At 72.8% G+C, this 25564-nt stretch carries 26 protein-coding genes and 2 tRNA genes; 14 read left to right on the top strand and 14 right to left on the bottom strand.

The genetic code is table 11. From position 1 onward, the window contains the following. Nucleotides 1-30: 30 nt before the first annotated feature. On the top strand, nucleotides 31-2808 hold the full coding sequence (gene valS / locus ISOVA_RS05555) for a valine--tRNA ligase (RefSeq protein WP_013838266.1): 2778 nt from the start codon (nucleotides 31-33) through the stop codon (nucleotides 2806-2808). 74 nt (nucleotides 2809-2882) lie between these two features. On the opposite strand, the gene ISOVA_RS05550 is transcribed toward valS, so the two are convergent. Together ISOVA_RS05550 and ISOVA_RS05545 are read right to left on the bottom strand one after the other, a co-directional pair. Then, complete coding sequence (locus tag ISOVA_RS05550) at nucleotides 2883-4133, bottom strand: baeRF2 domain-containing protein (protein WP_013838265.1); 1251 nt, start codon at nucleotides 4131-4133, stop codon at nucleotides 2883-2885. 153 nt (nucleotides 4134-4286) lie between these two features. Further along, a complete protein-coding gene (locus ISOVA_RS05545; RefSeq protein WP_013838264.1) occupies nucleotides 4287-4664 on the bottom strand; it encodes a chorismate mutase in 378 nt (125 codons plus the stop codon). A 113-nt stretch (nucleotides 4665-4777) separates the two neighbouring features. On the opposite strand from ISOVA_RS05545, the gene ISOVA_RS05540 reads away from it, so the two are divergent. After that, nucleotides 4778-6604, top strand: a complete 1827-nt coding sequence (locus ISOVA_RS05540) for an AMP-dependent synthetase/ligase (RefSeq protein WP_013838263.1) — start codon at nucleotides 4778-4780, stop codon at nucleotides 6602-6604. Between the two features lie 66 nt (nucleotides 6605-6670). Here ISOVA_RS05540 and clpX read toward each other — a convergent pair whose 3' ends face one another. The 4 genes from clpX to tig form a co-directional block, all read right to left on the bottom strand. Further along, nucleotides 6671-7945: an ATP-dependent Clp protease ATP-binding subunit ClpX gene (clpX, locus tag ISOVA_RS05535; RefSeq protein WP_013838262.1), complete on the bottom strand. Its 1275-nt coding sequence runs from the start codon at nucleotides 7943-7945 to the stop codon at nucleotides 6671-6673. 153 nt (nucleotides 7946-8098) lie between these two features. Further along, entirely contained in the window at nucleotides 8099-8785 is a 687-nt protein-coding gene (locus ISOVA_RS05530) for an ATP-dependent Clp protease proteolytic subunit (RefSeq protein WP_041295183.1), read from the bottom strand. Nucleotides 8786-8873: 88 nt separating this feature from the next. Continuing rightward, nucleotides 8874-9494 (bottom strand): ATP-dependent Clp protease proteolytic subunit, encoded by a 621-nt coding sequence (locus ISOVA_RS05525; RefSeq protein ID WP_041295182.1) that lies wholly within the window; start codon nucleotides 9492-9494, stop codon nucleotides 8874-8876. A gap of 253 nt (nucleotides 9495-9747) precedes the next feature. Further along, nucleotides 9748-11184, bottom strand: a complete 1437-nt coding sequence (gene tig / locus ISOVA_RS05520) for a trigger factor (protein WP_013838259.1) — start codon at nucleotides 11182-11184, stop codon at nucleotides 9748-9750. A 270-nt stretch (nucleotides 11185-11454) separates the two neighbouring features. Here tig and ISOVA_RS05515 point away from each other — a divergent pair, with 270 nt between their 5' ends. Further along, a complete protein-coding gene (locus ISOVA_RS05515; protein WP_013838258.1) occupies nucleotides 11455-12357 on the top strand; it encodes a VOC family protein in 903 nt (300 codons plus the stop codon). A gap of 4 nt (nucleotides 12358-12361) precedes the next feature. Here the strand turns inward: ISOVA_RS05515 and ISOVA_RS17490 are convergent, their stop codons facing one another. Beyond that, nucleotides 12362-12517, bottom strand: coding sequence for a hypothetical protein (locus ISOVA_RS17490; protein ID WP_315897892.1), 156 nt, complete (start codon nucleotides 12515-12517; stop codon nucleotides 12362-12364). 329 nt (nucleotides 12518-12846) lie between these two features. On the opposite strand from ISOVA_RS17490, the gene ISOVA_RS05505 reads away from it, so the two are divergent. Continuing rightward, on the top strand, nucleotides 12847-13209 hold the full coding sequence (locus ISOVA_RS05505; protein ID WP_013838257.1) for a PadR family transcriptional regulator: 363 nt from the start codon (nucleotides 12847-12849) through the stop codon (nucleotides 13207-13209). Then, a complete protein-coding gene (locus ISOVA_RS05500; RefSeq protein ID WP_013838256.1) occupies nucleotides 13209-14561 on the top strand; it encodes a permease prefix domain 1-containing protein in 1353 nt (450 codons plus the stop codon). The genes ISOVA_RS05505 and ISOVA_RS05500 overlap by 1 nt, the downstream gene beginning before the upstream one ends. Nucleotides 14562-14595: 34 nt before the next feature. Here ISOVA_RS05500 and ISOVA_RS05495 read toward each other — a convergent pair whose 3' ends face one another. Genes ISOVA_RS05495 through ISOVA_RS17180 form a run of 3 tightly spaced genes read right to left on the bottom strand, consistent with a single transcriptional unit; the run spans nucleotide 14596 to nucleotide 15472 of the window. Next, on the bottom strand, nucleotides 14596-14787 hold the full coding sequence (locus ISOVA_RS05495; RefSeq protein ID WP_013838255.1) for a hypothetical protein: 192 nt from the start codon (nucleotides 14785-14787) through the stop codon (nucleotides 14596-14598). Then, entirely contained in the window at nucleotides 14784-15236 is a 453-nt protein-coding gene (locus ISOVA_RS15970) for a phosphotransferase (RefSeq protein WP_049788255.1), read from the bottom strand. Before ISOVA_RS15970 ends, ISOVA_RS05495 begins: the two co-directional genes overlap by 4 nt. Before the next feature lie 35 nt (nucleotides 15237-15271). Beyond that, nucleotides 15272-15472: a phosphotransferase gene (locus tag ISOVA_RS17180; protein WP_233276028.1), complete on the bottom strand. Its 201-nt coding sequence runs from the start codon at nucleotides 15470-15472 to the stop codon at nucleotides 15272-15274. A gap of 190 nt (nucleotides 15473-15662) precedes the next feature. Between ISOVA_RS17180 and ISOVA_RS05485 the strand changes: the two genes are divergently transcribed. Then, nucleotides 15663-17546: a CocE/NonD family hydrolase gene (locus tag ISOVA_RS05485; RefSeq protein ID WP_013838254.1), complete on the top strand. Its 1884-nt coding sequence runs from the start codon at nucleotides 15663-15665 to the stop codon at nucleotides 17544-17546. Nucleotides 17547-17597: 51 nt separating this feature from the next. On the opposite strand, the gene ISOVA_RS05480 is transcribed toward ISOVA_RS05485, so the two are convergent. The 3 genes from ISOVA_RS05480 to ISOVA_RS05475 form a co-directional block, all read right to left on the bottom strand. Further along, nucleotides 17598-18152: an alpha/beta fold hydrolase gene (locus tag ISOVA_RS05480; RefSeq protein WP_049788252.1), complete on the bottom strand. Its 555-nt coding sequence runs from the start codon at nucleotides 18150-18152 to the stop codon at nucleotides 17598-17600. Continuing rightward, entirely contained in the window at nucleotides 18139-18609 is a 471-nt protein-coding gene (locus tag ISOVA_RS16715) for an alpha/beta fold hydrolase (protein WP_186004573.1), read from the bottom strand. The genes ISOVA_RS05480 and ISOVA_RS16715 overlap by 14 nt, the downstream gene beginning before the upstream one ends. 337 nt (nucleotides 18610-18946) lie before the next feature. Then, nucleotides 18947-19020: transfer RNA gene (locus ISOVA_RS05475), tRNA-Pro, on the bottom strand. A gap of 133 nt (nucleotides 19021-19153) precedes the next feature. Between ISOVA_RS05475 and ISOVA_RS05470 the strand changes: the two genes are divergently transcribed. The 7 genes from ISOVA_RS05470 to ISOVA_RS05440 all read left to right on the top strand — a co-directional run bounded on the left by ISOVA_RS05470 (nucleotide 19154) and on the right by ISOVA_RS05440 (nucleotide 23923). Then, a tRNA-Gly gene (locus tag ISOVA_RS05470) sits at nucleotides 19154-19224 on the top strand. 378 nt (nucleotides 19225-19602) lie between these two features. Next, nucleotides 19603-20538 carry a cysteine synthase A gene (cysK, locus tag ISOVA_RS05465; RefSeq protein WP_013838253.1) on the top strand — a complete coding sequence of 312 codons (936 nt, stop codon included), beginning with the start codon at nucleotides 19603-19605 and terminating at the stop codon, nucleotides 20536-20538. A 70-nt stretch (nucleotides 20539-20608) separates the two neighbouring features. Next, a complete protein-coding gene (gene epsC / locus ISOVA_RS05460; protein WP_041295180.1) occupies nucleotides 20609-21220 on the top strand; it encodes a serine O-acetyltransferase EpsC in 612 nt (203 codons plus the stop codon). Between the two features lie 169 nt (nucleotides 21221-21389). After that, nucleotides 21390-21746 carry a GntR family transcriptional regulator gene (locus ISOVA_RS05455; RefSeq protein ID WP_013838251.1) on the top strand — a complete coding sequence of 119 codons (357 nt, stop codon included), beginning with the start codon at nucleotides 21390-21392 and terminating at the stop codon, nucleotides 21744-21746. Beyond that, nucleotides 21743-22735, top strand: a complete 993-nt coding sequence (locus ISOVA_RS05450) for a DUF1648 domain-containing protein (RefSeq protein ID WP_013838250.1) — start codon at nucleotides 21743-21745, stop codon at nucleotides 22733-22735. The genes ISOVA_RS05455 and ISOVA_RS05450 overlap by 4 nt, the downstream gene beginning before the upstream one ends. Beyond that, nucleotides 22732-23709 (top strand): CPBP family intramembrane glutamic endopeptidase, encoded by a 978-nt coding sequence (locus ISOVA_RS05445; protein WP_013838249.1) that lies wholly within the window; start codon nucleotides 22732-22734, stop codon nucleotides 23707-23709. Before ISOVA_RS05450 ends, ISOVA_RS05445 begins: the two co-directional genes overlap by 4 nt. A 19-nt stretch (nucleotides 23710-23728) precedes the next feature. After that, nucleotides 23729-23923: a hypothetical protein gene (locus ISOVA_RS05440; RefSeq protein ID WP_013838248.1), complete on the top strand. Its 195-nt coding sequence runs from the start codon at nucleotides 23729-23731 to the stop codon at nucleotides 23921-23923. 21 nt (nucleotides 23924-23944) lie between these two features. On the opposite strand, the gene ISOVA_RS05435 is transcribed toward ISOVA_RS05440, so the two are convergent. After that, the gene (locus ISOVA_RS05435; protein ID WP_013838247.1) at nucleotides 23945-24334 is read right to left on the bottom strand and encodes an MmcQ/YjbR family DNA-binding protein; all 390 of its coding nucleotides are present in this window, start codon (nucleotides 24332-24334) and stop codon (nucleotides 23945-23947) included. Nucleotides 24335-24432: 98 nt separating this feature from the next. On the opposite strand from ISOVA_RS05435, the gene ISOVA_RS05430 reads away from it, so the two are divergent. After that, nucleotides 24433-25545, top strand: a complete 1113-nt coding sequence (locus tag ISOVA_RS05430; protein ID WP_013838246.1) for an LLM class F420-dependent oxidoreductase — start codon at nucleotides 24433-24435, stop codon at nucleotides 25543-25545. Nucleotides 25546-25564 lie beyond the last annotated feature (19 nt).

The raw sequence follows: 25564 nt of genomic DNA, 5'->3' as shown, positions 1-25564 counted from the left end.
CGGGCGGCGTTTCTGGGACAATGGGCGACCATGAGCGACTTCCCGACCCCCCAGGCGCAGAGCGCGCCCGAGCAGACCCCCGCAGCGACCCCGACCTCCGCGCCCGTAGCCGGCGCCGACGTCGTGCGCGCGGTGGTCCGGGAGGTACCGGACAAGGTCAGCCTCGACGGCCTCGAGGAGCGCTTCGACGAGCGCTGGAGCGCCGAGGGCACGTTCGCGTTCGACCGGACGAAGACCCGCGACGAGGTGTACTCGATCGACACGCCGCCGCCGACGGTCTCGGGCTCGCTGCACGTCGGGCACGTGTTCAGCTACACGCACACCGACGTCGTCGCGCGCTTCTGGCGCATGCGCGGCAAGGAGGTCTTCTACCCCATGGGGTGGGACGACAACGGCCTGCCCACCGAGCGCCGCGTGCAGAACTACTTCGGCGTGCGGTGCGACCCGTCGCTGCCCTACGACCCGGACTTCACGCCCCCGCACGAGGGCACGGACGGCAAGAACGTCAAGCCCGGCGACCAGGTGCCGATCAGCCGCCGCAACTTCGTCGAGCTGTGCGAGAAGCTCACCGCCGACGACGAGCGCCAGTTCGAGGAGCTGTGGCGCCGGCTCGGGCTGAGCGTCGACTGGTCGCAGACGTACCAGACGATCGACGCGACGTCGCGCGCCGCCTCGCAGCGCGCGTTCCTGCGCAACCTCGAGCGCGGCGAGGCCTACCAGGCCGAGGCGCCGGGCCTGTGGGACGTGACGTTCCAGACGGCGGTCGCGCAGGCCGAGCTCGAGGCACGCGAGTACCCGGGCTTCTTCCACCGGGTCGCGTTCCACCGGCCCGACGGCGAGCCCGTCTACATCGAGACCACCCGCCCGGAGCTCATCCCGGCCGTCGTGGCGCTCGTCGCGCACCCCGACGACGAGCGGTACCAGCCGCTCTTCGGCACCACGGTGACGTCGCCGCTGTTCGGCGTCGAGATCCCGGTGCTTGCGCACCCCGCCGCCGCCATGGACAAGGGCGCGGGCATCGCGATGTGCTGCACGTTCGGCGACCTCACCGACGTGCAGTGGTGGCGCGAGCTGCAGCTGCCGACGCGCTCGATCATCCAGCGCGACGGGCGCCTGTCGCGCGAGGTGCCCGAGTGGATCGCGGGCGGCCCGGGCGAGGCCCTGTACGCCGAGCAGCTCGCGGGCAAGACGTCGTTCTCGGCGCGCACCGCCGTCGTCGACGCGCTGCGCGCCTCGGGCGACCTGGACGGGGAGCCGACGCCGACCCAGCGCATGACGAACTTCTACGAGAAGGGCGACAAGCCGCTCGAGATCGTCACGAGCCGCCAGTGGTACATCCGCAACGGCGGGCGCGAGTGGGACCGGCGGGACCTCAAGACCGAGCTGCTCCAGCGCGGCAAGGAGCTCGACTTCCACCCCGACTTCATGCGGGTCCGCTACGAGAACTGGGTCAACGGCCTCAACGGCGACTGGCTCATCAGCCGCCAGCGCTTCTTCGGCGTCGCGATCCCGCTGTGGTACCCGGTGCTCGAGACGGGCGAGGTCGACTACGACCACCCCATCGTGCCGACCGAGGCCGAGCTTCCCGTCGACCCGACGTCGCAGGCGCCCGCCGGGTTCTCCGAGGACCAGCGCGGCAAGCCCGGCGGGTTCGTGGGCGACGCCGACGTCATGGACACGTGGGCGACGTCCTCGCTGTCCCCGCTCATCGTCTCGGGCTGGGAGCGGGACCCCGACCTCTTCGAGCGCGTCTATCCGATGGACCTGCGCCCCCAGGGCCAGGACATCATCCGCACGTGGCTCTTCTCGTCCGTGGTGCGCTCGCACCTGGAGCGGAACGTGCTGCCGTGGAAGCACGCGGCGATCAGCGGCTGGATCCTCGACCCGGACCGCAAGAAGATGTCGAAGTCCAAGGGCAACGTCGTCACGCCCATGGACCTGCTCGTCGAGCACGGCTCGGACGCCGTCCGCTACTGGGCGGCCGCGGCGCGCCTCGGCACCGACGCGGCGTTCGAGGTCGGCCAGATGAAGATCGGCCGCCGCCTCGCGATCAAGGTGCTCAACGCCTCGAAGTTCGCGCTGACGTTCGGCGTCGACCCGCAGACGGGCACGGGCGAGATCGTGCTCGACCCCGCCGCGGTGACCGTCGACCTCGACCGCGCGATGCTCGCCGGGCTCGCGTCCGTCGTCGAGCAGGCGACCGCCGCGTTCGAGGCGTACGACCACACGCGCGCGCTCGAGGTCACCGAGACGTTCTTCTGGACGTTCTGCGACGACTACCTCGAGCTGGTCAAGGACCGCGCGTACGGGGCGGGCGCCGCGGCGACCGAGGTGAGCCCCGAGACGGTCTCGGCGCGCACCGCGCTGGCGCTCGCCCTCGACACGATGCTGCGGCTGCTCGCGCCGTTCATCCCGTTCGCGACCGAGGAGGTCTGGTCGTGGTGGCGGGAGGGCTCGGTGCACCGCGCTCCGTGGCCGACCCCGGACGCGCTGCGCGCTGCGGCCGGCGACGCCGACCCGGTCCAGCTCACCGCCGCCGGGCACGCGCTCGCCGCGCTGCGCAAGATCAAGTCCGAGGCCAAGGTGTCGATGCGCACGCCGATCCTCTCGGCGACCGTTGCCGTGCCGGGCGCGCTGCTCGACGGCGTGCGCGCGTCGCTCGACGACGTGCGCGGCGCCGGACGCGTCGAGGGCGAGCTGGAGCTGGTCGAGGCCGCCGAGGGCCAGGGCAACCCGGACGTCCAGGGCGGCATCGTCGTGACCGCCTCCGAGCTGGGCGAGCCGCCGGCGCGCAAGCCCCAGGCCTGAGACGACGCAGAACGCCCCTCCACCCGGGCCAGCCGGGTGGAGGGGCGTTCGCGCTACCTCGGCGAGGCGGCGCGCTACCTCGGCGAGGCGAGGCGGACGTCGTCGCCGCTCATGGTGGCGGCGACCTCCTTGGGCGTCCCGTTGTCCGTCCAGCGCAGGGTCGCCCCGACGCCCTCGATGAGCTCGACCGAGCCCTCGGGGGCGAACGTGAGCCCGGCGTCCTGCGCGATCGCGGCGCGCATGAGCGCGGACGTCGCCGGCAGTTCCTCGATGCCCTCGGTCACGCCGAGGGCCTCGAGGTCCGCACGCGAGGTCGCGATGTGCATCGGGTCGGGCCCGATGAACAGGTGGCGGCCGTTGAGCAGCCCGCCGAAGTCGGGCCTGGTCGTCTCCCCGGCCGAGAACGCGGCGAGCAGGCGGGCGGCGTCGTCGGCGAGCGACTCGGCGAGGACCAGGTCCTTGACCTGGCCGCGCGCGAGGACCTGCACGACGTCGTCGATCGACGTCACCGCACCCTCCTCGCGGCCGAGCTCCTGGCGCAGCTCGGCGAGCACCTGCTCGCGCCGGCGCTCGCGGAAGGAGTCGAGGGCGTCCTCGACGTTCTCGGCGAACGACTCCTCGTGCACCCCGGGTCCGCGCCCGCCGCCCGGCACCTCGACGGTCACGCGCGAGGCCTCCTGGCCGAGCTCCTCCTTGACGAGGTTGACGACGCGGACGTCGCCCGTGAGCAGCACGAGCTCGTGGCGCTGCGTCGCGACCCGACGGTCGATCTCGGCGGCGAACGCCTCGGCGTTGCGCTCCCAGGAGTCCTCGGCGCGCGACTCGATCGTGGCGCGCTTGGTGCGCGTCGACGACGTCTTGGAGACCTCGTCGTGCGGGCCGGCCATCGTTTGCTTCTCCGGCTTGGCGGTGCCGTTGACGTTCACGGGCCAGAAGTCGGCGCCGTGCCGGTCGACCGCGACGCACAGGGCGTCGACGCTCTCGTCCCCTGCGCGGGCCGCCTGCAGGAGCGCCGGCACGGGGTGCCAGAGCCCCGTCGCGACGGCGGGCGGGTTGCGCAGCACCCGGTCCACGAGCACGCCGCTCTCGTCGGCGATGAGCACCCGGCCGTGCGGCCCGGCGACCCACGTGGAGCGGCTCGCCGCCTCGTCGAGCGACTCGAGCACACCCGGCGGCGCGCCCTGCTGCTGCAGCGAGCGGCGCACCGCCTTCCAGCGGTTCACCACGTCCTTGTCGCCGGCATCGGCCGACCGTGTCGCGTCCAGGTAGACGGTCGCGAACGGTCCGGGGTGTCCGACGAGGGGCTTGAGCCAGTCGATCTTCATCCAGAGTCCCCCTCGGTTCCGTCGGCTGTGCCCTCCAGGGTGCGACGGATCGCGCCGGGCCGCCACCCCGGCACCCGGATCACGCCGAGAGAGGAACGGCCGTGCCGCGAGGTGCGGGCACGGCCGTCGATCCGGTCAGATCTCGGAGTCTCTTCAACTGTAGGTGTCGAGCGGTGGCAGCTCGCCGAGACGCCGGCCGGCGGCGTGCTCGGCCGCGATGCGCTCGTGGTGGCGGATCACCTCGGAGACGATGAACTCGCGGAACTGCTCGGCGAACTCCGGGTCCAGCCCCGCCCCGAGCGCGATGCTCTTGAGACGCTCGATCTGCTGGCGGTCGCGCTGCGGGTCCGCCGCCGGCAGGCCGCCCCGGGCCTTGAGCTCGCCGACGCGCTGCGTCGTCTTGAACCGCTCGGCGAGCAGGTGCACCAGCGCCGCGTCGATGTTGTCGATCGTGCTGCGCAGCGCCAGGATCTCGGCGGGCAGGGGCCGCCCGCTCTCCGGGACGGGTGCCTCGTCGTAGGGATCGGCCATGGCTCGATCCTACGGGCCGAGGCCGGATGCCTGGTCAGGGCGTCCACCGTGGAGCGTGTAGGGTCTCCGGGGCCCTGAACGGGTCGCGAACCTGATCGATGGAGAACAGCACAATGACGGTCGCCACGACGCCGAGCCTCGTGGACGTGCCTGCGGGCACGAGCATCAGCACCCTCCTTCTCGACCGGATCGCCCGGGCGGGCGACCGTCCCCTCCTCGAGCGGCGGGACACCGCCGGCGGTGCGTGGCGGCCCGTGACCGCCCGCGAGTTCGGCGACGAGGTGCTCGAGGTCGCGCGCGGGCTGGTCGGGCGCGGGGTGCAGGCCGGCGACCGGGTCGCGATCATGTCGCGCACGCGCTACGAGTGGACGCTGCTCGACTACGCCGCCTGGGCCGTGGGCGCCGTCCCCGTGCCCGTGTACGAGACGAGCTCGCCCGAGCAGGTGCACTGGATCCTGTCCGACGCGGGCGTCCGGCTCGCGATCGTCGAGACGGCCGGGCACGCCGCCGCGGTCGCCCACGTGCGCGACCGGCTCCCGGCGCTCGAGGACGTGCTCGTGCTCGACGGCGGTGCGCTCGCGACGCTGCGGGCGGCCGCCGCCGACGTGCCCGCGCGCGCCGTGACCGAGCGGCGTGACGCCGTCGGGCGGGACGACCTCGCCACGATCATCTACACCTCCGGCTCGACCGGCCGGCCCAAGGGCGCCGAGCTCACGCACGGCAACTTCGCCCACCTGGCCCTGAACGCACGCCTGGCGCTGCCGGACCTGCTGGGCCGCGACGGCTCCCGCACGGTGCTGTTCCTCCCGCTCGCGCACGTGTTCGCACGGCTCATCCAGGTCGCGGTCGTCTCGGGCGACGCGGTGCTGGGGCACCTGCCCGACGTCAAGACGCTCGTGGCCGACCTGGGCACGTTCCGGCCGACGTTCCTGCTCGCCGTCCCGCGCGTCTTCGAGAAGGTCTACAACTCGGCGGAGCAGAAGGCCGCCTCCTCGCCGCTCAAGCGCCGGCTCTTCGCGTGGGCGGCCGACGTCGCGGGCCGCTGGTCGCGCGCCGTCGACACGGGCGCGGTGCCCACGGGCCTGCGGCTGCAGCACGCCCTGGCCGACCGCCTCGTGTACCGCGCGCTGCGCGCGGCGATGGGCGGACGCGTCGAGCACGCCATCTCGGGCGGCGCCCCGCTCGGCGAACGGCTCGGCCACTTCTTCCGCGGCGTCGGCGTGACGATCCTCGAGGGCTACGGCCTGACCGAGACGACGGCGCCCACCGCGGTCAACCTGCCCGGCGCCGTCCGCATCGGGACTGTGGGGCCCGCGTTCCCCGGCACGTCGATCCGGATCGACGACGACGGCGAGGTCCTGCTCGGCGGGCCTCACGTATTCCGGGGCTACCGCGGCGCACCGGAGCGCACGGCGGAGGCCCTCAAGGACGACGGCTGGTTCCGCACCGGCGACCTGGGCACGCTCGACACCGACGGGTACCTGCGCATCACCGGCCGCAAGAAGGAGATCATCGTGACCGCGGGCGGCAAGAACGTCGCCCCCGCGGTGCTCGAGGACGGCCTGCGCGCGCACCCGCTCGTCTCGCAGGTGGTGGTCGTCGGCGACCGGCGCCCGTTCGTCGCGGCACTGGTGACCCTCGACGCCGAGATGCTGCCCGGGTGGCTCGCGGCCCACGGCCTGCCGCGCCTGAGCATCGAGGAGGCTCGCGAGCACCCGCAGGTGCGCGCCGAGCTGGACCGCGCCGTCGAGCAGGCCAACGAGGCCGTCTCCCGGGCGGAGGCCATCCGCAAGCTCCACGTCCTCGACCACGACTTCACCGAGGCCAACGGCTACCTGACGCCCTCGCTCAAGGTGAAGCGGGCGCTCATCATCCGCGACTACGCGCCGGTGATCGACGAGCTGTACGGGGCGCCGGCCCCGACCGCCGTCCCCGCGTGACCGTTGTGAGCGGAGAATTGGCCCGGTCCTGAGGTCAGGACCGGGCCAATTCTCCGCTCACAACGGTTATGCCGACTTCTCGCGCGGGGTACGGCCCCGCACGGGCGAGGTCCGCGGCACGATCGTGGGGTTGACGTTCTCCAGCACGACGTCGCGCGTGATGACGACGCGCTCGACGTCGTCACGGCTCGGGACGTCGAACATGACCTGCTGGAGGACCTCCTCCATGATCGCGCGCAGACCGCGAGCGCCCGTGCCCCGCAGCAGCGCCTGCTCCGCGATCGCCCCGACCGCGTCGTCGTCGAACGCGAGCTCGACGCCGTCGATCTCGAACATGCGCTGGTACTGCTTGACGAGCGCGTTGCGCGGCTCGGTGAGGATCCGCACGAGCGCCTCGCGGTCGAGCTGCGATACCGAGGCGATGACGGGCAGACGACCGATGAACTCGGGGATGAGGCCGTACTTCTGCAGGTCCTCGGGGCGGACCTCGGCGAACAGGTCCTCGTCCGCGCCGCTCTCCATGGGTGCGCTGAACCCGATCCCCCGCTTGCGCGCCCGGGCGGCGACGATGTCGTCGAGCCCTGCGAACGCGCCGGCGACGATGAACAGCACGTTCGTCGTGTCGATCTGGATGAACTCCTGGTGCGGGTGCTTGCGCCCGCCCTGCGGCGGCACCGACGCCGTCGTGCCCTCGATGATCTTGAGCAGCGCCTGCTGCACGCCCTCGCCGGAGACGTCCCGCGTGATCGACGGGTTCTCGGCCTTGCGGGCCACCTTGTCGACCTCGTCGATGTAGATGATGCCCGTCTCGGCCTTCTTGACGTCGTAGTCGGCGGCCTGGATGAGCTTGAGGAGGATGTTCTCGACGTCCTCGCCCACGTAGCCCGCCTCCGTGAGCGCCGTGGCGTCCGCGATCGCGAACGGGACGTTGAGCATCTTGGCGAGGGTCTGCGCCAGGTACGTCTTGCCCGTGCCCGTGGGGCCGATGAGCAGGATGTTGGACTTGGCGATCTCGACCTGGTCGTCGCCGTCGCGCGTCGGCGCGCCGGCCTGGACCCGCTTGTAGTGGTTGTACACGGCGACGGCGAGCGCCCGCTTGGCGGGTTCCTGGCCGATCACGTACTGCTCGAGGAAGTCGAAGATCTCCCGGGGCTTGGGCAGCTCCGTCAGGCCGAGCTCCGCGGCCTCGCCGAGCTCCTCCTCGATGATCTCGTTGCACAGGTCGATGCACTCGTCGCAGATGTACACACCCGGTCCCGCGATGAGCTTCTTGACCTGCTTCTGCGACTTCCCGCAGAAGGAGCACTTCAGCAGGTCAGCGCCGTCACCCATGCGTGCCACCAGCGTCTCCTTGTCTCGAGGAGGACTTCTGCGACCATTCCACACCACGGTCGCCCCGTTGTCAGCCGAGTACCTCCGGTGCGTCGCGACCCGGGACCTGCCCCACGGAGGTGCAGGGCCCGGGCCACAGAGGTGTCGCGGCTGGTCAGATGCTCAGCGCGCGGCGATCTGGACCGGCTTGCGCGACTCGAGAACCTGGTCGACGAGACCGTAGTCACGCGCCTGCGCGGCGGTGAGGATCTTGTCGCGCTCGATGTCGTCGCGGATCTCCTCGGCCGACTTCTCGGTGTGGCGCGCCAGCGTCTCCTCGAGCCACTCGCGCATGCGGATGAGTTCGTTGGCGTGGATCTCGATGTCCGACGCCTGGGCGTAGCCGCCGCCCTCGATCGCGGGCTGGTGGATGAGCACGCGGGCGTTCGGCAGCGCCAGGCGCTTGCCCTTCTGGCCCGCGGCCAGCAGCACCGCCGCGGCCGACGCCGCCTGGCCCAGGCACACCGTCTGGATCTGCGGCTTGATGAACTGCATCGTGTCGTACAGCGCCGTCATGGCGGTGAACGACCCCCCGGGGGAGTTGATGTAGATCATGATGTCGCGGTCCGGGTCCTGGGACTCCAGGACCAGCAGCTGCGCCATGACGTCGTCGGCGGACGCGTCGTCGACCTGGACGCCGAGGAAGATGATGCGGTCCTCGAACAGCTTGGTGTACGGGTCCTGACGCTTGAAGCCGTACGGGGTGCGCTCCTCGAACTGGGGCAGCACGTAGCGCGACGTCGGGGCACCGCCCGGCAGGGCGACGCCGCCGGGGCGGCCCGCGGCGCCGGCCAGGCGGCCGGCCCTCATGGCGAACTGGTACTCGTCGGAGTAGCTCACGGTCGTTCTCCTCGGGTGGGAAGTCTGGTGTCCTCGCGGGACGGGGCGTCGGGCGGCGTCAGGAGGCGGTCGTGCCGCCGCCGCCGGAGACCGAGGAGGCGCTGGCGACGACGTGGTCGACGAAGCCGTACTCGAGCGCCTGGTCGGCGGTGAACCACTTGTCGCGGTCGCTGTCCTTGAGGATCTTCTCGAGCGGCTGGCCGGTCTGCTCGGCCGTGAGCTCCGCGAGCACCTTCTTCATGTGCATGATCAGCTCGGCGTTGATGCGCACGTCCGTCGCGGTGCCGCCGATGCCGCCCGACGGCTGGTGCATCATCACGCGGGCGTGCGGCGTCGCGTAGCGCTTGCCCTTGGCGCCCGAGGAGAGCAGGAACTGACCCATGGACGCGGCCATGCCCATCGCCACCGTCGCGACGTCGGGCTGGATGAACTGCATGGTGTCGTAGATCGCCATGCCCGCCGTGATGGAGCCGCCCGGGGAGTTGATGTACAGGTAGATGTCCTTGTCCGGGTCCTCCGCCGCGAGCAGCATCATCTGGGCGCAGATGGCGTTCGCGTTCTCGTCGCGCACCTCCGTGCCCAGCCAGATGATGCGCTCCCGCAGGAGCCGGTTGTAGATGGAGTCGTTGAGCCCGAAGTTGGGGCCGTCCGCACGGGCCACCGGTGCGCCGCCGTCCATCTGCAGCAGGTCGTTCACGTCCGTCTCCTTCGCATCGCTGTCGCTCGACCCTAACGTGGTGCCGCGGCCCCGACGTCCCGCCCGGGCGCTGTTTCGCTGCAGGCGCACAGCCCGCGCGCGTCGGCCACGTCGTCAGGCTCACGCCGGTACATACCCCGGCGTGAGCCTGACAACTCCTCGGGGTACGACGACGGCCCGCACCGTCCGTACGGAGGGTGCGGGCCGTCGTCGTGGGGTCGGGTGCGGCCCGTCGTCAGGCCTTGGGGGCCTCGTCGGCCGACTCGGCCGACTCCGCGCTCTCGGCCGACTCCGCGCTCTCGGCCGACTCCGCGGACTCGGCCGACTCCGCGGACTCGGCGCTCTCGGCGGACTCCGCGGAGTCGCCGGCCTCGGCGTCGGCCGCGGCCTGCTCGTCCTCGTCCCTGCCGATGAACTCGGTCAGGTCGACGGCGTTGCCGTCGGTGTCCTTGACCTCGACCTGGCGCAGCGCCACGGCCAGCGCCTTGGAGCGCGCGACCTCGCCGACCATGGCCGGGATCTGGCCGCCCTGGTCCAGCGTCTGGATGAACTGCTGCGGCTCCATGCCGTACTGGCGCGACGCCTGCACGAGGTACTCGACGAGCTCGCCCTGGCCGACCTGGACCTGGAGCTTCTCGGCGAGCGTGTCGAGCAGGATCTGGTTCTGCAGGGCCTTGGTGGCGTCCTCGGTGACCTCGGCGCGGTGCTCGTCGTCCTCGAGGCGACCCTCGGACTCGAGGTGGCGGTGCACCTCGGCCTCGACGGCACCCTGCGGGACGGGGATCTCGACGGCCTCGAGGAGCTTCTCGAGCAGCTGGTCGCGCGCGGCGACGGCCTGGTTCGACGTCTTGATCGACGCGACCTGCTCGCGCAGGTCGGCCTTGAGCTCCTCGAGCGTGTCGAACTCGGAGGCGAGCTGGGCGAAGTCGTCGTCCGCCTCGGGCAGGTCGCGCTCCTTGACCGTGGTGACCGTGACGGTGACCTCGGCCTCCTCGCCCTCGTGCTCGCCGCCGGCGAGCGGGGCGGAGAAGGTCGTCGTCTCGCCGGCGGACAGGCCGGTGAGCGCCTCGTCGAGGCCCTCGAGCATGTTGCCCGAGCCGATCTGGTAGGAGACGCCGGAGACCGAGTCGACCTCCTCGCCGCCGATCGTGGCCTTGAGGTCGATGACGACGTAGTCGCCCTCGGCGGCCGGACGGTCGACGCCCACGAGCGTGCCGAAGCGCTCGCGCAGCGCGTCGAGGCGCTCGGTGACGTCCTCGTCGGTGACCTCGGTCGAGTCGACGACGAGGTCGATCGACGACAGGTCGGGCAGCTCGATCTCGGGGCGGACCTCGACCTCGGCGGTGAAGACGAGCTGGCCCTCGCCGGCCTTGGCGGGGATCTCGGTGACCTCGACCTCCGGCTGGCCGAGCGGGCGCAGCGACTCGGTCGTCACGGCCTGGCGGTAGAAGCCGGACAGGCCGTCGTTGACGGCGTGCTCGATCACGGCACCCCAGCCGACGCGCTGGTCGATGATGCGCGGGGGGACCTTGCCCTTGCGGAAGCCGGGGATGTTCACCTGCTCCGCGATGTGCTTGTAGGCGTGGTCGATGCTCGGCTTGAGCTCGTCGTACTCCACCTCGACGGTCAGCTTGACCTTGGTGGGGTCCAGGGTCTCGACGGCGCTCTTCACTTCGATGGTCTCCAACGTGTCGGGTGCGTGCGCGCGCGTCTTCTCACCGGCACGAGCCGGCCCGTTCCTGCGGCGCGGGGGGTGCGTGCCGTACGACGGGCGTACGGGCAACCGTTCCATGGTACGCCACGCTGCCACGGCCCCTCGACCCTCCGGACGCCGTCGTGCACGCCGTCGTGCGCGCCGTCGCGGACGACGTCGTGCGCGACGGGAACATCGTGGCGTCTGCTTTAGTTGTCGCTACAAACGACGACGCCGAGGAGGCACCCGATGGACGACCTCGTCCTCCACCCCGAGACCGCGATGGACGCCGTGACGCTGCGCGTGGCGGACCTGGAGTCGATGTCGAGCTACTACTCCGCCGCGTTCGCGATGGAGCCCGTGGCCGAGCGCAGCCGTGGCCGCGAGGTGCACCGCGTCCTGGGCCGCGGGACGACGCCGATGGTCCGGCTCGTGCACACGCCCGGCCTGCCGGTGCCCGGCCGGCGGGAGGCGGGCCTGTTCCACACCGCGTTCCTCTTCGACTCCCCCGCCGCGCTCGCGGCGACCGTCTACCGCGCCGCGAGCGACCCCCGCAGCCGGTTCGTCGGTTCGGCCGACCACCTCGTGTCCGAGGCGTTCTACTTCACCGACCCCGAGGGCAACGGCATCGAGCTCTACGCCGACCGCGACCGTGCCACGTGGCCGCGCCGGGGCCGGCGCGTCGTGATGAGCAGCGAGCCCCTCGACCCGACGGGGTACGTGCGCACCCACCTCGACCAGGCCGTGCTCGACGCCGGGCCCTCCCGCGGCGGGACGGTCGGGCACGTGCACCTGCAGGTCGGCGACCTCGAGGTGGCGCGGCAGTTCTACGTCGACACGCTCGGGTTCGAGGTCACCCAGTCCGACTACCCCGGCGCGCTGTTCGTCGCCGCGGGCGGCTACCACCACCACGTCGGCCTCAACACGTGGAACAGCGCCGGCGCCGGGCCGCGCGCCGCGAGCCTCGGGCTCGGCCGGCTCGCCATCACGGTCCCCGGCCGCGACGACCTCGACGCCCTCGCCGACCGGCTCACCCGCCGGGGTCTGCAGTTCGCCGACGACGGACGGTCGGTCACCGTCGACGACCCGTGGCGCACCGAGGTCACCGTGTCCCTGCCCGGCACCGACGCGGAGGAGCTCCTCGCCCGCTGATCGGCTACGCGGGCTCGACGACCGACCGCTCGCCCGGCACGCCGGCGTCGTGCTCGCCCGGCTCGCGCACGCCGTGCGCCCACTCCCGGTAGCGCCGCCAGGTGATCGGGACGGCCCGCGCGCGCTCCGGGTCCGGCCCGTCCATCGCCTGCACGTGCACGTGCGGCTGCGTCGAGTTTCCCGAATTTCCGCACTCCCCCAGCGGCTGACCGGCCGCGACACGGTCGCCCACCGCGACCCGCACCGAGCCCGACCGCAGGTGGACGAGAGCGACGCACGTGACTGCTCGCGAGCAGGGCGGTGCCGTGGCTCGGCACACGACGCGCCGGGCTGTTCCGGACCAGCCAGCGCCCGGTGAACGGCAGCTCGAGCTCCACCCCCACCATGTGCACCTCCTCCCGCCCCGCACAGCACCAGATCCGCTCGACACATGCCATACCTCGATGCGCTAGGGTTCTAGGCCCTAGCAGTTCTATGCATGGAGGTGCCATGCACATCGAGAAGGACCTGGTCGCGGCCTCGTCGACGCCGTTGGTGCTCGGGATCCTGGCCGAGGGCGAGTCGTACGGCTACGCGATCCTCAAGCGTGTCGACGAGCTGTCGGAGGGCCGCATGCGCTGGACGGACGGGATGCTCTACCCCCTCCTCCACCGGCTCGAGCGCCTGGGGTACGTGAGGTCGTCGTGGGGCACGTCCGACGTCGGCCGCCGCCGGAAGCACTACGCGATCACGCCGGCGGGCCGCGAGGCGCTGGCCGAGCGGCAGCAGCAGTGGAGCGTCGTCGCCGACGCGCTCAAGCAGGTGTGGCAGGCCGCCCAGCAGCCGCCGGCCGTGGCAGAGGGGTGGGCCTGATGACCGAGCACCAGGGCCTCGAGGCCCAGATCGACCACTGGCGCTGGTACGTGCTGCGGCGCCAGGCGATCTCGGCCGCCGACGTCGACGAGATGGAGGACCACCTGCGCGAGCGGATCGGCGACCTGCGGGCGTCCGGGCTCGACGACGAGGAGGCCTTCCTCGTGGCGATCAAGCGCATGGGCAGCCTCGACGCGATCTCGCGCGAGTTCGCCCGCGAGCACTCCGACCGGCTCTGGAAGCAGCTCGTCTTCGTCCGCGACGACGACGCCGCGGGCGGCGGCGCTCCCCCGTGGCGCGAGCTCGCGGTCGTCCTCGGGCTCGCCGTGGGCGCGGGCGTCGCGGTCAAGGTCGGGCTCACCGTGCTCGACGACGGGAACGCGCTGCTGCGCAACGTCGCGCTGCTCGTCTTCCCCTTCCTCGCGGCGTACTTCGCGTGGAAGCGGCGGCTCACCGCCCGCGTCGGCGTGGCGCTCGCGATCCCGTTCGCGGTGCTCGCCGTCGTGCTCAACGCCTACCCGTTCTCCGCTGGCGGCATGACCGAGGTGCTGGCCGCCCTCCACGCGCCCGTCGTGCTGTGGCTGCTCGCCGGGCTCGCGTACGTGGGCGGGCGGTGGCGCTCGGACGGGCGCCGCATGGACTTCGTCCGCTTCACCGGCGAGCTCGTCGTCTACTACACGCTCATCGCGATCGGCGGCGGGGTGCTCGTCGGGCTGACGGCGGGCGTGCTGTCGCTCGTGGGCATCGACTTCGAACCGGTGCTCGAGGACTGGGTGGTGCCGCTCGCCGTGCCGGGCGCGCTCGTCGTCGCGGCCTGGCTCGTCGAGGCCAAGCAGAGCGTCATCGAGAACATCGCCCCGGTGCTGACGCGCATCTTCACGCCGCTGACGATCGTCATGCTGCTCACGCTCCTCGGGGCGCTCGCGACGACCGGCGGCCTCGTCGAGGTGGACCGCGAGCTGCTCATCCTCATGGACGCGATCCTCGTGCTGGTCCTGTCCCTGCTGCTCTACGCGATCTCCGCGCGCGACTCCCTGGCGCCCGCCGGGTTCTTCGACGGCCTGCAGCTCGTGATGATCGTCGCGGCCCTGGCCGTCGACGCCGTGATGCTCGGTGCCATGCTCGCGCGTATCGCCGAGTTCGGGTTCAGCCCGAACAAGGTCGCCGCGCTCGGGCTCAACGTGCTGCTGCTGGTGCACCTCGCGTGGGCCGCGTGGCTGCTGCTCGGCTTCCTGCGCGGCCGTCGCCCGTTCGCCGAGCTCGAGCGCTGGCAGACGCGCTACCTGCCGGTCTACGGGGTGTGGGCCGCGGTGGTGGTCGTCGTCTTCCCGCTGGTCTTCGGGTTCGCCTGACGGCCGGCGCGCGGCGCCCCGCGCCGGGCTGTGGTCAGCCCTCGTCCGCCGCGTCGGCCTCGGGCTCGTCGTCCCCCTCCTGCGCCCGGGCCTGGTCCGCGGTCACGTCCGGCTCCTCGCCCTCCGGGCCGAAGCCGGGCGCGGGCTTCGGGCCGCCCGGGCCGGGGTCCGCGGCGGCGATGCGCTCCTCGGTGTCGTGCGGGTCGGGCTCGAACGGTTCGCTCATCGACATGCCTCAGGCCTATGCCCTGCGCCTTCGCCCGCAACCGAGCCCGCGCCCCCGAGGGCGGGGTCGGACAGGAGCTGGTCGAGGGCGAAGGCCACGTCGGGACGGACGTCCACGCCGTCGTCGACGTCGTCGGCGTAGCCGGCCAACGTCTTCCACAGCGCCCAGCCGGATGCGCGCGCGACGGTGGACGGATCGGCGTCGAGCGTCTCCAGGAACACCGTCCTGCTGCCCGGTTCGAAGACGGTCCAGGCGATCGCCAGGTCGCAGGCCGGGTCGCCGACGCCGGTGGTGCCGAAGTCGATCACCGCGGCGAGGGCGCCGTCGCGCACGAGGAGGTTGCCGACCGCGACGTCGCCGTGGAACCAGACCTCGCGCCCGTCCCAGGGAGCAGCCGACGCGGACTTCCAGAGCTCCCGCACACGTTCGGCTCGCTTCCGGTCGAGCACCGCGAGGCCACGGTCGACCTCTCCCTGGTAGCGGCTCAGCGGTCCGCCCGGTACCAGTTGTGCAGCCCTGGCCTCGGGCCGTCCTCGGTCTCGACACGGTGCAGAGCGAGCAGGAACAGCCCCAGGTCGCGAGCGAACCGGTCCGGGTCCGAGATCGCTGCCCGGTCGGCGGGCGTGCCCGGCAACCATCGCTGCTCCTTCTCGACCGCCAGCGCGTAGGGCGCGGCGCTCGGCAACCGGGCCACCAGGGTGTCGCCGATCCGGAAGGTGCGGTTGCCCCGCGGAACGGAATCGTTACACGGGGCTACACAACGGTCACACGCCGTGGGTAACGTCGTGCCACGTCGGCGCTGACGTGCGGAGACATCCTCCACGGTCGGGGCCGCTGCACGACCTCGTCTGCACCACCGGACCCCTGGAGGAGCGTTGAAGGCACGTCGCGCGGCCGCACTGGCCGCCGCAGCAACACTGTTCACGACGACGGCGGCGGTGGGGACCGCCACCGCAGCCCCGACCGTCCCGGCGACCGGCACGGCGTTCTTCGCGACGGCCACGAGCACGGCGCCTCACGTCGCGACCGACACCTACGGCGTCACGCACGAGCTCAACCCCCGGGTCCCCGAGGGATCGGTGTGGACCCAGCACTACTTCCCGTCCTCGGACGGGTCGGGCGTCGAGCTCCACGCCGACGTCCTGCTCCCGGAGGACCTCGAGCCCGGGCAGCAGGTCCCGGTGATCCTGTCGGTCGGCCCGTACTTCTCCCACATCGGCCAGACGGGCAACGACCGGTTCGCCCAGACGGGCCCGTCCCAGCGCTTCCTCGACCTGATCGAGGGCGCCGACCTCTTCGACGAGGGGTACGCCTTCGTCATGGTCGACCTGCGCGGCTACGGCGGCTCGACCGGCTGCCACGACTGGGCGGGCCCCGGCGAGCAGGCCGACGTCCTCGCCGCGATCGAGTGGTCGGCGGCCCAGCCGTGGTCGGACGGCAACGTCGGCATGTACGGCAAGTCGTACGACGGCGTCACCGGTCTCATCGGGAACAACCTCGACCACCCGGCGCTCAAGGCGGTCGTGGCGCAGGAGCCCGTGTGGGACATGTACCAGTACATCTACTCCAACGGCGTGCCGCGGCCGAACGTCACCGGCACGGCGAACGCGTACAACTCGATCGCGAGCCTGCCTGCCATGGCCGACGACGACGAGCGGTACAAGGCCAACGCGGCGTGGGTGCGCGAGAACCCCGAGTGCCTGGCTGAGCACGCCGCCGGCTACCGCATCGCCGACCAGTCCTCCGAGCACTGGACGTCGCGCGACCTCGCCGCGATGGCCGACGGGACGGACACGCCCCTGTTCGTCACGCAGGGCTTCATCGAGCCCAACACCAAGCCCGAGGAGATGCAGGAGTACCTCGAGAACCACGAGGGACCGCAGCGCGGCTGGCTCGGCCAGTTCGACCACGTGCGCGGCAACGACGTCACCGCGGGCCGGCTCGCCATGGGCCGCGAGGGCTGGTTCGACGAGGTCATGAGCTTCTACGACGAGTACCTCAAGGGCACGACCCCGACGGTCGACTACCCCGCGTACGTCGTGCAGGACAACAGCGGCTCGTACCGCGCGCAGGACGACTGGCCGGTCGTCGAGCGCGCCGTGCCCCTGCCCCTCGGCGGCGGGTCGTACGTCGACGACGGCGGCGCGTCGGCCCGGGCGGCCGCCGGCGCGACGGCCCCGCTCGAGGCGCCGGTCCCGTCGAGCTTCGACATGGAGAACGCCCCGACGACCGAGCCCGTCGCGCCCCGCGGCCACGCCAAGGGCGTGACCCGCGCGACCGAGGCGGGCCAGGTCGTCTCGAGCTACTTCGTCTGGTCGCAGCCCGTCCGGGACGCGGTCCGCATCACGGGGACGCCGAACGTCTCGCTCACGACCCGTGGGGCGGGCAACGTCATGGTCAAGCTCTACGACGTCGCGCCCGACGGCACGGCGGTCATGTTCGACGAGCAGGTCTCGCTGCTGCCGGCGTCCGGTCGGCTCTCGTTCGACCTCAAGTCGACCGACTGGACCCTGCGTCCAGGCCACGTGCTCGCGGTCGAGATCGGCTCGATCCAGACCGGCTCCTGGCGGGACACGCCGTCGAACGAGACGATCACGGTCACCGGCGCCCAGCTCCGGCTGGCCCTCGACGACCCGTCCGACGACGTCGCCACGCACGGCACCAGCACGCCGTACCTGGAGACCTACCTGGCGCGCAACACCCTGCCGATGGAGGCCGGGCCGGCCAGCTTCGCCCTGGCGCCGGGAGGCAAGGTCTGACCTGACGAGCACGGGAGCGCCGCCCGGCCGCGCCGGGCGGCGCTCCTGTGCTCACGCCAAGTCGTGGACGGCGAGGAACTCCGTCAGGACGGACTCGACCTGGTCGGCCTTCTGGGCACGCACGCCGTGCCCGCCACCGTCGACCACCTCGATGCGAGCGGCCGGGACGAGGGCGCGGAGCCTGGCGGTCGTCGTCGGGACGTCGATCAGCACCGACGCCGACCCGAAGACCGCCAGCAGCGGGACCCGGCCGAGGCGGCCCAGCTCGTCGTCGGGCAGGACGCGTGCGTACCCCAGGGAGGGCCTGAACTTCAGCGCGGCGGCCGCCAGGGCCCGCTCCCGCGCAGGCACGGTCACGCCGGGGGTGAGCCAGGCGCTCATCCGCGCCCAGCCCTTCGGCGTCGGGTTCACGGAGAGGCACACGAACGTCAGCAGGGCGCCGATCGGCGTCCTGGTGATGAACCCGTTCGGCTCGACGAGGCTCAGGCTCGCGACCCGCTCGGGCGCCCCGAGGGCGACGAGCGCGGCGTGCCAGGCCCCCTGGGACTCGCCGTACAGGTGGACCCGGTCGAGACCGAGCGCGTCCAGGACGTCACCGAACCACACGGCACACGGCCAGGTCGGCGTCCGAGGAGTACGGCGCGGTCTGGTGCGACAGGCCGGCGACACCGAGCGTGTCCGGACACACGACGGGGCGCTCGGCGGCGAGGACGGCGGCGAGGCCGTGCCAGGTGGGTCCGGCGCCGCCGAGTCCGGGCAGCAGCACGACCGGGGCACAGTCCCCGCCCTGCGGGCCGGGTGCGCGGGTGACGCGTTCCACACGGTCGCCACGGAGGCCGGGATCTCCGTCCGGCTGGTGCAGTACTACTTCGGCACCAAGCACGCCTTCCTGCAGGCCACCCACCGCGCGGTGGCGGTGGACGCGGGGAGGTGCCTGACCGGGGTCCTCGACGACCTCGGGCCGGAGGCCTCGCCCCGCGCGGTGCTCCACGGCGTGCTGGCCGCGACCCTGCCCACCGACCCGGACCGGCGCGCGGGCGCGATCGTCCTCCAGGCCTTCCACGGCGCGGCCGTGACCGAGAACGCCAGGACGGTTCGGGACGACGGGCCCCTGGCCGCCCCCGAGACGGCCGGCGCTCCCCGGCTCCTGGTCGACCTCGTCGCCGGGGCAGCTGCGGCGAGCGGCAGACGGAGGCGCTCGTGCCGCGGCGGCCGGCCCCGAGACGGATCCCTGGCTCATGGTCCTGGCGACCGCGGGCCTCGCACAGGCCATGCTCGTGGACGACGCCCTCGTGCCCTGGGCCGGCACCCTCCTGGACCGCCTGGTCGACCGCGTCCTCGCCGGCTAGGTGGTCGGCCGCTCGCTCGGGCCCGAAACCCGGGCAGCCGAGGTCTCTCCGTCGGGGTGACTGGATTCGAACCAGCGACCCTCTGCTCCCAAAGCAGATGCGCTACCAAGCTGCGCCACACCCCGAGCGCCCCGCGGGGCACCGAGGAGGCAGTCTAGTGCTCCGGACGCCGACGGCGGCACTGGCTGGGCCTTTGCTAGGGTGATCACCGCGCTCCGACGCTCCCCGGCCTTGCCCGGGCTCCGCCGTCGGGCACGTGCGGGCGTAGCTCAATGGTAGAGCCCCAGTCTTCCAAACTGGTGGTGCGGGTTCGATTCCCGTCGCCCGCTCTCCGAGACGTCCGTTGTCCGCGTCATGAACCGGGGATACGCTCGTCTCGTCAACCGAGGGGTTCGCGCCACAGCGACCCTCACCGCGCAGGATCGATCGCACGGAGGGACCACGGACATGCGTCGCACGCACGTCACCGTCGTCACCGCCCTCTCCTGCTCGTGCGTCTCCTGCTGCTGCCGCTGTCTCTAGGGCGTCCGCGTCACGCCTGACCCGCCCACCGGCGGGCCGTGGCGACCGCGCGACGCTCGCAGGCCCTGCACCCGGCCGCCCGACCGGCGTCGTGCACCTCGCCTGCCCGGTGGCGATGCCGCCACCTCCCCACCACCCTGGACGCACCGCGTCCGACAGCACCGCCCTACCCGAAGAGGAAGACCATGGCCCAGATCTACGCCGACGCGACCCAGCTCATCGGCCGCACCCCGCTCGTCAAGCTCAACCGCCTCGTCGACGGCGCGGCCGCCACCGTGGCCGCCAAGCTCGAGTTCTACAACCCCGCCAACTCGGTGAAGGACCGGATCGGCGTGTCGATCATCGATGCCGCCGAGGCGTCCGGCGAGCTCCAGCCCGGCGGCACGATCGTCGAGGGCACCTCCGGCAACACGGGCATCGCCCTCGCCTGGGTCGGCGCGGCGCGCGGCTACAACGTCGTCCTCGCGATGCCGGAGACCATGTCCAAGGAGCGCCGGGCGCTGCTGCGCGCGTACGGCGCCGAGCTGGTGCTCACGCCGGGCTCGGAGGGCATGAAGGGCGCGGTCGCCGCGGCGGAGCGGATCGCCGCCGAGCGCCCCGGCGCGATCCTCGCCCGCCAGTTCGCCAACGAGGCGAACCCGAAGATCCACCGCGAGACGACGGCCGAGGAGATCTGGGCCGACACCGACGGCGAGGTCGACATCATCGTCTCGGGCATCGGCACGGGCGGCACCATCACGGGCATCGGCCAGGCGCTCAAGGAGCGCAAGCCGGGCCTCCAGCTCGTCGCGGTCGAGCCCGAGGAGTCGCCGATCCTCAACGGCGGCGCCCCCGGCCCGCACAAGATCCAGGGCATCGGCGCCAACTTCGTGCCCGAGATCCTCGACACCTCGATCTACGACGAGGTCATCGACATCAACGCCGAGACCGCCGTCGAGTTCGCGCGCCGCGCCGCCAAGGAGGAGGGCCTGCTCGTGGGCATCTCGTCCGGCGCGGCTCTCGCGGCTGCCGTCCAGGTCGCGCAGCGCCCGGAGAACGCCGGCAAGACCGTCGTCGTGATCGTCCCCGACTTCGGCGAGCGCTACCTGTCCACCATCCTCTACTCGGACCTCATGGACTGACGTGACGACCAACCACACCGCGCGCACGCCGGGGCACCACCTCGAGGCGTACGACGAGTTCGACCACGCGATGCCGCAGGGCCACCGGCCCGGACTGCGTCACCTCCTCGACATCCTCCTCGAGGACCTCGACGCGGCCCACGCGCACGACCCTGCCGCGCGCACGCGGCTCGAGGTCGGCCTCGGGTATCCCGGCGTGCACGCGGTGTGGGTGCACCGGCTCACGCACCGCATGTGGCACAACCCGCTGCTGCGGCTGCCCGCCCGGCTCATCTCCCAGCTCGCCCGGTTCCTCACCGGCATCGAGATCCACCCGGGCGCGCAGATCGGCCGGCGGCTGTTCATCGACCACGGCATGGGCGTGGTCATCGGCGCGACGACGGTCATCGGCGACGACTGCGTGCTCTTCCACGGGTCCACGCTCGGCGGCCGTTCCATGAGCCCCGGCAAGCGGCACCCGACGCTCGGCGACCGCGTCATGATCGGCGCCGGCGCCAAGGTGCTCGGCCCGGTCTGGGTCGGCGACGACGCGCAGGTGGGTGCGAACGCCGTCGTGACCAAGGACGTGCCCGCCGGCTGCGTGGCGGTCGGCGTGCCCGCCAAGGTCCGCGAGCCCGGCACGAGGCCGACGGCGCGGCCGCGCGTCGAGGACGCGTCGGAGCTCATCGAGTACGTGATCTGAGGTCACGGTTCGACAAAGGCGGTTGAGCCCGCCCGGGCCGACCGGTAGGAAGTGGTGTGGTGCGGCTCAACGGTGCGCCGCACCACTTCCTCATTCTCGCCCTGACTCTCGAAGCGCGCCCGACGACGCCACTTGTTCTAGTTGAGATAGAACTAGTAGTGTCTGCTGCATGCTCTGGAGGATCGACCCCGCGAGCGACGAGCCGCTCTACGCGCAGCTCGTCGCGCAGGCGCACCTGGCCGCCGCGCGCGGCGAGCTCGCGCCCGGGGACCGCCTGCCCGCGGCACGCGAGCTGGCGGAGTCCCTCGAGCTCAACGTGCACACGGTGCTCAAGGCGTACCAGCAGCTGCGGGACGAGGGCCTGATCGAGCTCCGCCGCGGGCGCGGAGCGGTCGTCACGGCCGCCGCGGCACGCGACCTGTCCCCGGTCGAGGCGGCGCTCGCGGCGTTCGTGACCGCGGCACGCGAGGCGCGCCTCTCCCCCGAGGCGACCACGACGCTCGTCAAGGAGGCGATGAAGCGATGACTGTCCCGTCCGTCCCGTCCACCGAGGCCTGGCGGCCTCGGGCCCGGAAGGTGGTCGTGCTCGCGTCGCTCGTGGCGCTCGGCACGGTGCTGCTCGCGGCCGCGATCGTGTGGACCTGGCGCCACGAGCTGCCGGACCCGGTCGCCTCGCACTGGAGCGCCGCCGGCGAGCCGGACGGCTTCATGTCGCTCGAGGCGTTCGCCCTGTCGAGCGTGCTGCTCGTCGCCGGGTGCGTGGCCCTGTTCGGCGCGATCGGCTGGTCGTGGGGCACGTCCGCCTCGACCCGGCGGACCGTCGGGGCGGCGACGGTGTGGAGCGGGGCGTTCGGCGCCACGCTGCTGCTCGCCGGGACGGCCTCGCAGCGCGGGCTCGACGACGCGACGCAGGCGACCTCGCCCGGCGGGGCGCTCGCGCTCGCGCTGGTCCTCCCGCTCGTGCCCGCGGTCCTGGCGGCGCTCGTCGTGCCGGGCGACCCGCGAGAGCCGGCCACGACCCCGGTCGCCGACGACGCCGCGCGGGTGCCGCTCGCCGAGGGCGAGCGCGCGGTGTGGATCCGGCGTGCCGACGGAGTGCCGGGCCTGGCCGTCGGGGCGCTCGCCATCGCCCTGACCGCGGTGCTCGCCGTCGTCCTGCAGCTCTGGGCGATGCTCGTCGTCCCGGCGCTCCTCGCGGTCGTCCTGGCGGCGATGTTCGCCTTCACGGTGCGCGTGGACGCGAGCGGGCTGACGGTCCGCTCGGCGCTCGGGTGGCCAAGCACCCGCGTGCCGGCCGACGAGATCGTGCGCGCGGACGTCACGCGCGTCCGCCCGCTGCGCGACTTCGGCGGCTGGGGCTGGCGCGTGGGGCAGGGCGGACGGACGGGGGTCGTGCTGCGCGCCGGCGAGGCGCTCGAGGTCGAGCGCACGGGCGGTCGCGTGCTCGTCGTCACGGTCGACGACGCCGCGACGGCCGCGGGCCTGCTCAACACCGTCGCGGAGCGCACCCGGTGAGCGCCGAGGAGACCGCGGCGTGGCCACCCGCGGCGCTGCCGGCCTCGACGACGCCCACGGGGTGGGCCGGACCCGTCGCCTTCGTGGCGCTGGCGATCGCGCTGGCGTGGATCGTCGCGATCCCGGTGCGGCTCACCGGGGGCCTCGAGAGCCCGTGGTTCCTCCCGCTGTCGATCCTCATGATGCTGACCCCGGGCGCGGCCGCGCTCGTGGTCGCACGATTCGTCGACGGCGAGCCGCGGGTGTGGACCCGGCTCGGGGTCGTCACGCCCGGGTCGTCGTGGCGGCGGGTCCTGGCCTGGTGCGCGATCGCGCTCGGCGTCTGCCTGGCCGCGGTGGTCCTCGCCCTCCCGGTCGGTGCGGTGCTCGGCGTCTACCCCGCCGACTTCGTCGGTCTCTCGGCGTTCCGGGCCGCCCTCGACGCGCAGCTCGAGGCGGCCGGGGCGCCGCCGGTCGAGATCCCGGTCGCCGCGCTGCTCGCCGGGCAGCTCGTCACCGTGGTCGTCGGCTCGGTGGTCAACACCCTGCCCGCGCTCGGCGAGGAGCTCGGCTGGCGCGGCTACCTCGTCCCGCGGCTGCTCCGGCTCGGTACCGTGCCGGCGATCCTCACCTCCGGCGTCGTCTGGGGCGTGTGGCACGCTCCCCTGCTCGTGCTCGGCTACAACTACCCGCTCGCCCCGCCCGGCGTCGCGATCGCCGCCATGTGCGGGATGACGACCGTCATGGGAGCGGTCCTCGCCTGGGTGCGGTTGCGGTCCGGGTCCGTGTGGCCCGCCGCCGTCGGCCACGGGACGATCAACGCGGCCGCCGGCCTCTCGCTCGTGCTCGCCCAGGAGGGTGCCACGGTCGACACCGCCCAGGCCACGATCCTCGGGTGGTCCGGGTGGATCCTGCCCGCGGCGTTCGTCGTCGTCCTCCTGGTGCGCGGCGCGTTCGCAGCCCCTTCCCCGAGCGCCCTGCGAGGCGCGCACTGAGCGTGGGAGGGAGCTCGCCATGGACGTCATCGATGTCGTCAGCCTCGTCGCACTCCTGGTGGTGTGCGTCGCCCTGTCCCTGTGGCTGTCGGTCCGGCGCCGTGTCGACAGGACGTCGCACACGACTCATGACCCGGCCCGGCGCGAAGATCTCCTGAAGATCTCGCGGGACGTGGATCGCGGGAAGCAGGCGGGCCAGGGCTTCTTCTTCTGAGGTCGCCGGACGGCGTGAGACCTACCGCCCGCGGAACGTCTCGGCGAGATCCGCGGGAGCCTTGGCGAGCCAGGCGTCCTCGAGCGCCTCGGCGAGCTCGTCGTCGCCCACGGCGTCCAGCCGCACGAGCACCGCGGCGTACCCGTCGAAGTGCTCGATCGTGAAGAACGACCCGGGCCGGGCCGCGAGCACGGCCTCCTTCTCGTCGAGGTCCTCCACGGCGAGCGCCAGGATCGGCCCGGCCGGCGGCTGCGCGTCGCCGAAGCGGCGCAGGTCCGCCTTCGAGAACGGCCGCTCCCAGGCGAAGACCTTCCCCCGGACCGCCCACGTGCAGTGGCCGCGGTACCGGGAGCCGTCCTCGACCTCGGGCAGCGCCGAGGCGAGGCGGGCGACGTCGTCGTACGTGGCCATGCACCGACCGTACGCGCGGGCCGCTAAGGTGTGAACCCACTACCCGAGACGCGGCGTCCCGGGTACCTCTGGCTCGGCCCGACTCGACGAGGAGCACCATGCGCATCGGCCTGCAGACCGGCTACTGGTCCCGCCGCCCCCCGAAGGGCATCGTGCCCGCCCTCGTCGCGGCCGAGCGGCTCGGGCTCGACTCGGTCTGGACCGCCGAGGCGTACGGCTCGGACGCGTTTACGCCGCTCGCGTGGTGGGGCTCGCGGACGCGCCGGCTCCGCCTCGGCACGGGCATCGCGCAGATGGCGGCGCGCACCCCGTCGGCCACCGCGATGCAGGCGATCACGCTCGACCACCTGTCCGGTGGGCGGTTCGTGCTCGGGCTGGGCGCGTCCGGCCCGCAGGTGGTCGAGGGCTGGTACGGCCAGCCGTACCGCCGTCCGCTCGCGCGCACCCGCGAGTACGTCGACGTCGTGCGCCAGGTGATCGCCCGCGAGCGCCCCGTGACGATCGACGGCGAGTTCTTCACGCTGCCCCTCCCGGCCGGCGCGCCGGGCGCGACGGGGCTGGGCAAGGCCCTGCGGCCCACGGTCCACCCGCGCCGTGCCGAGATCCCGATCGTCCTGGCGGCGCAGGGCCCGCGGAACGTCGCGCTCGCCGCGGAAATCGCCGACGGCTGGATGGCGGGCTTCTACGCCCCGCGGATGGACCCGCACTTCCGCGAGCTGCTGGCCGAGGGCTTCGCGGCGCGCGCGGCGGAGCGCTCGCCCGCGGCGGCGTTCGAGGTGCTGGCGACGGTGCCGGTCGTGGTCCGCGACGACGTCGAGCAGGCGGCCGACGTCGTGCGCCCGTACGTGGCGCTGTACGCGGGCGGCATGGGGGCCAAGGACGCGAACTTCCACAAGGCGTCGCTCGACCGGCTCGGGTACGCCGAGGTGCTGGACCGCGTGCAGGAGCTCTACCTGGCGGGGCGCAAGGAGGACGCGGCGCGAGCGGTGCCGCTCGAGCTCGTCGAGGAGGTGGCGCTCGTCGGCCCCGCGGAGAAGGTCGCCCGCGACCTCGAGCGCTGGGAGGCGACCGCGGTGACGACCCTGCTGCTGCAGGGTGACCCGGCGTCGGTCCTCACGGTGCTCGCGGCGGCGCAGGAGCCGACGCTCGCCGGACGGGCGCGGGCCGCCGCCGGCTCGCTGCTCGGCCGGGTGGCCCCGCGCACCGTGTGACTGACACTCCTTGTGACGG

Origin of the sequence: Isoptericola variabilis 225, assembly GCF_000215105.1 — a bacterium.
In the GTDB taxonomy this organism is placed as follows: Bacteria; Actinomycetota; Actinomycetes; order Actinomycetales; family Cellulomonadaceae; genus Isoptericola; species Isoptericola variabilis_A.
This window is presented reverse-complemented; position numbering and strand designations above follow the sequence as displayed.

Bases quoted from the DNA above. Each gene is read 5' to 3' on its own strand.
- valS (WP_013838266.1), top strand. From the start codon at position 31: ATGAGCGACTTCCCGACCCCCCAGGCGCAGAGCGCGCCCGAGCAGACC.
- ISOVA_RS05550 (WP_013838265.1), bottom strand. From the start codon at position 4,133: ATGAAGATCGACTGGCTCAAGCCCCTCGTCGGACACCCCGGACCGTTC.
- ISOVA_RS05545 (WP_013838264.1), bottom strand. From the start codon at position 4,664: ATGGCCGATCCCTACGACGAGGCACCCGTCCCGGAGAGCGGGCGGCCC.
- ISOVA_RS05540 (WP_013838263.1), top strand. From the start codon at position 4,778: ATGACGGTCGCCACGACGCCGAGCCTCGTGGACGTGCCTGCGGGCACG.
- ISOVA_RS05530 (WP_041295183.1), bottom strand. From the start codon at position 8,785: ATGAGGGCCGGCCGCCTGGCCGGCGCCGCGGGCCGCCCCGGCGGCGTC.
- ISOVA_RS05525 (WP_041295182.1), bottom strand. From the start codon at position 9,494: ATGGACGGCGGCGCACCGGTGGCCCGTGCGGACGGCCCCAACTTCGGG.
- ISOVA_RS05515 (WP_013838258.1), top strand. From the start codon at position 11,455: ATGGACGACCTCGTCCTCCACCCCGAGACCGCGATGGACGCCGTGACG.
- ISOVA_RS05505 (WP_013838257.1), top strand. From the start codon at position 12,847: ATGCACATCGAGAAGGACCTGGTCGCGGCCTCGTCGACGCCGTTGGTG.
- ISOVA_RS05500 (WP_013838256.1), top strand. From the start codon at position 13,209: ATGACCGAGCACCAGGGCCTCGAGGCCCAGATCGACCACTGGCGCTGG.
- ISOVA_RS05495 (WP_013838255.1), bottom strand. From the start codon at position 14,787: ATGAGCGAACCGTTCGAGCCCGACCCGCACGACACCGAGGAGCGCATC.
- cysK (WP_013838253.1), top strand. From the start codon at position 19,603: ATGGCCCAGATCTACGCCGACGCGACCCAGCTCATCGGCCGCACCCCG.
- epsC (WP_041295180.1), top strand. From the start codon at position 20,609: ATGCCGCAGGGCCACCGGCCCGGACTGCGTCACCTCCTCGACATCCTC.
- ISOVA_RS05455 (WP_013838251.1), top strand. From the start codon at position 21,390: ATGCTCTGGAGGATCGACCCCGCGAGCGACGAGCCGCTCTACGCGCAG.
- ISOVA_RS05450 (WP_013838250.1), top strand. From the start codon at position 21,743: ATGACTGTCCCGTCCGTCCCGTCCACCGAGGCCTGGCGGCCTCGGGCC.
- ISOVA_RS05440 (WP_013838248.1), top strand. From the start codon at position 23,729: ATGGACGTCATCGATGTCGTCAGCCTCGTCGCACTCCTGGTGGTGTGC.
- ISOVA_RS05435 (WP_013838247.1), bottom strand. From the start codon at position 24,334: ATGGCCACGTACGACGACGTCGCCCGCCTCGCCTCGGCGCTGCCCGAG.
- ISOVA_RS05430 (WP_013838246.1), top strand. From the start codon at position 24,433: ATGCGCATCGGCCTGCAGACCGGCTACTGGTCCCGCCGCCCCCCGAAG.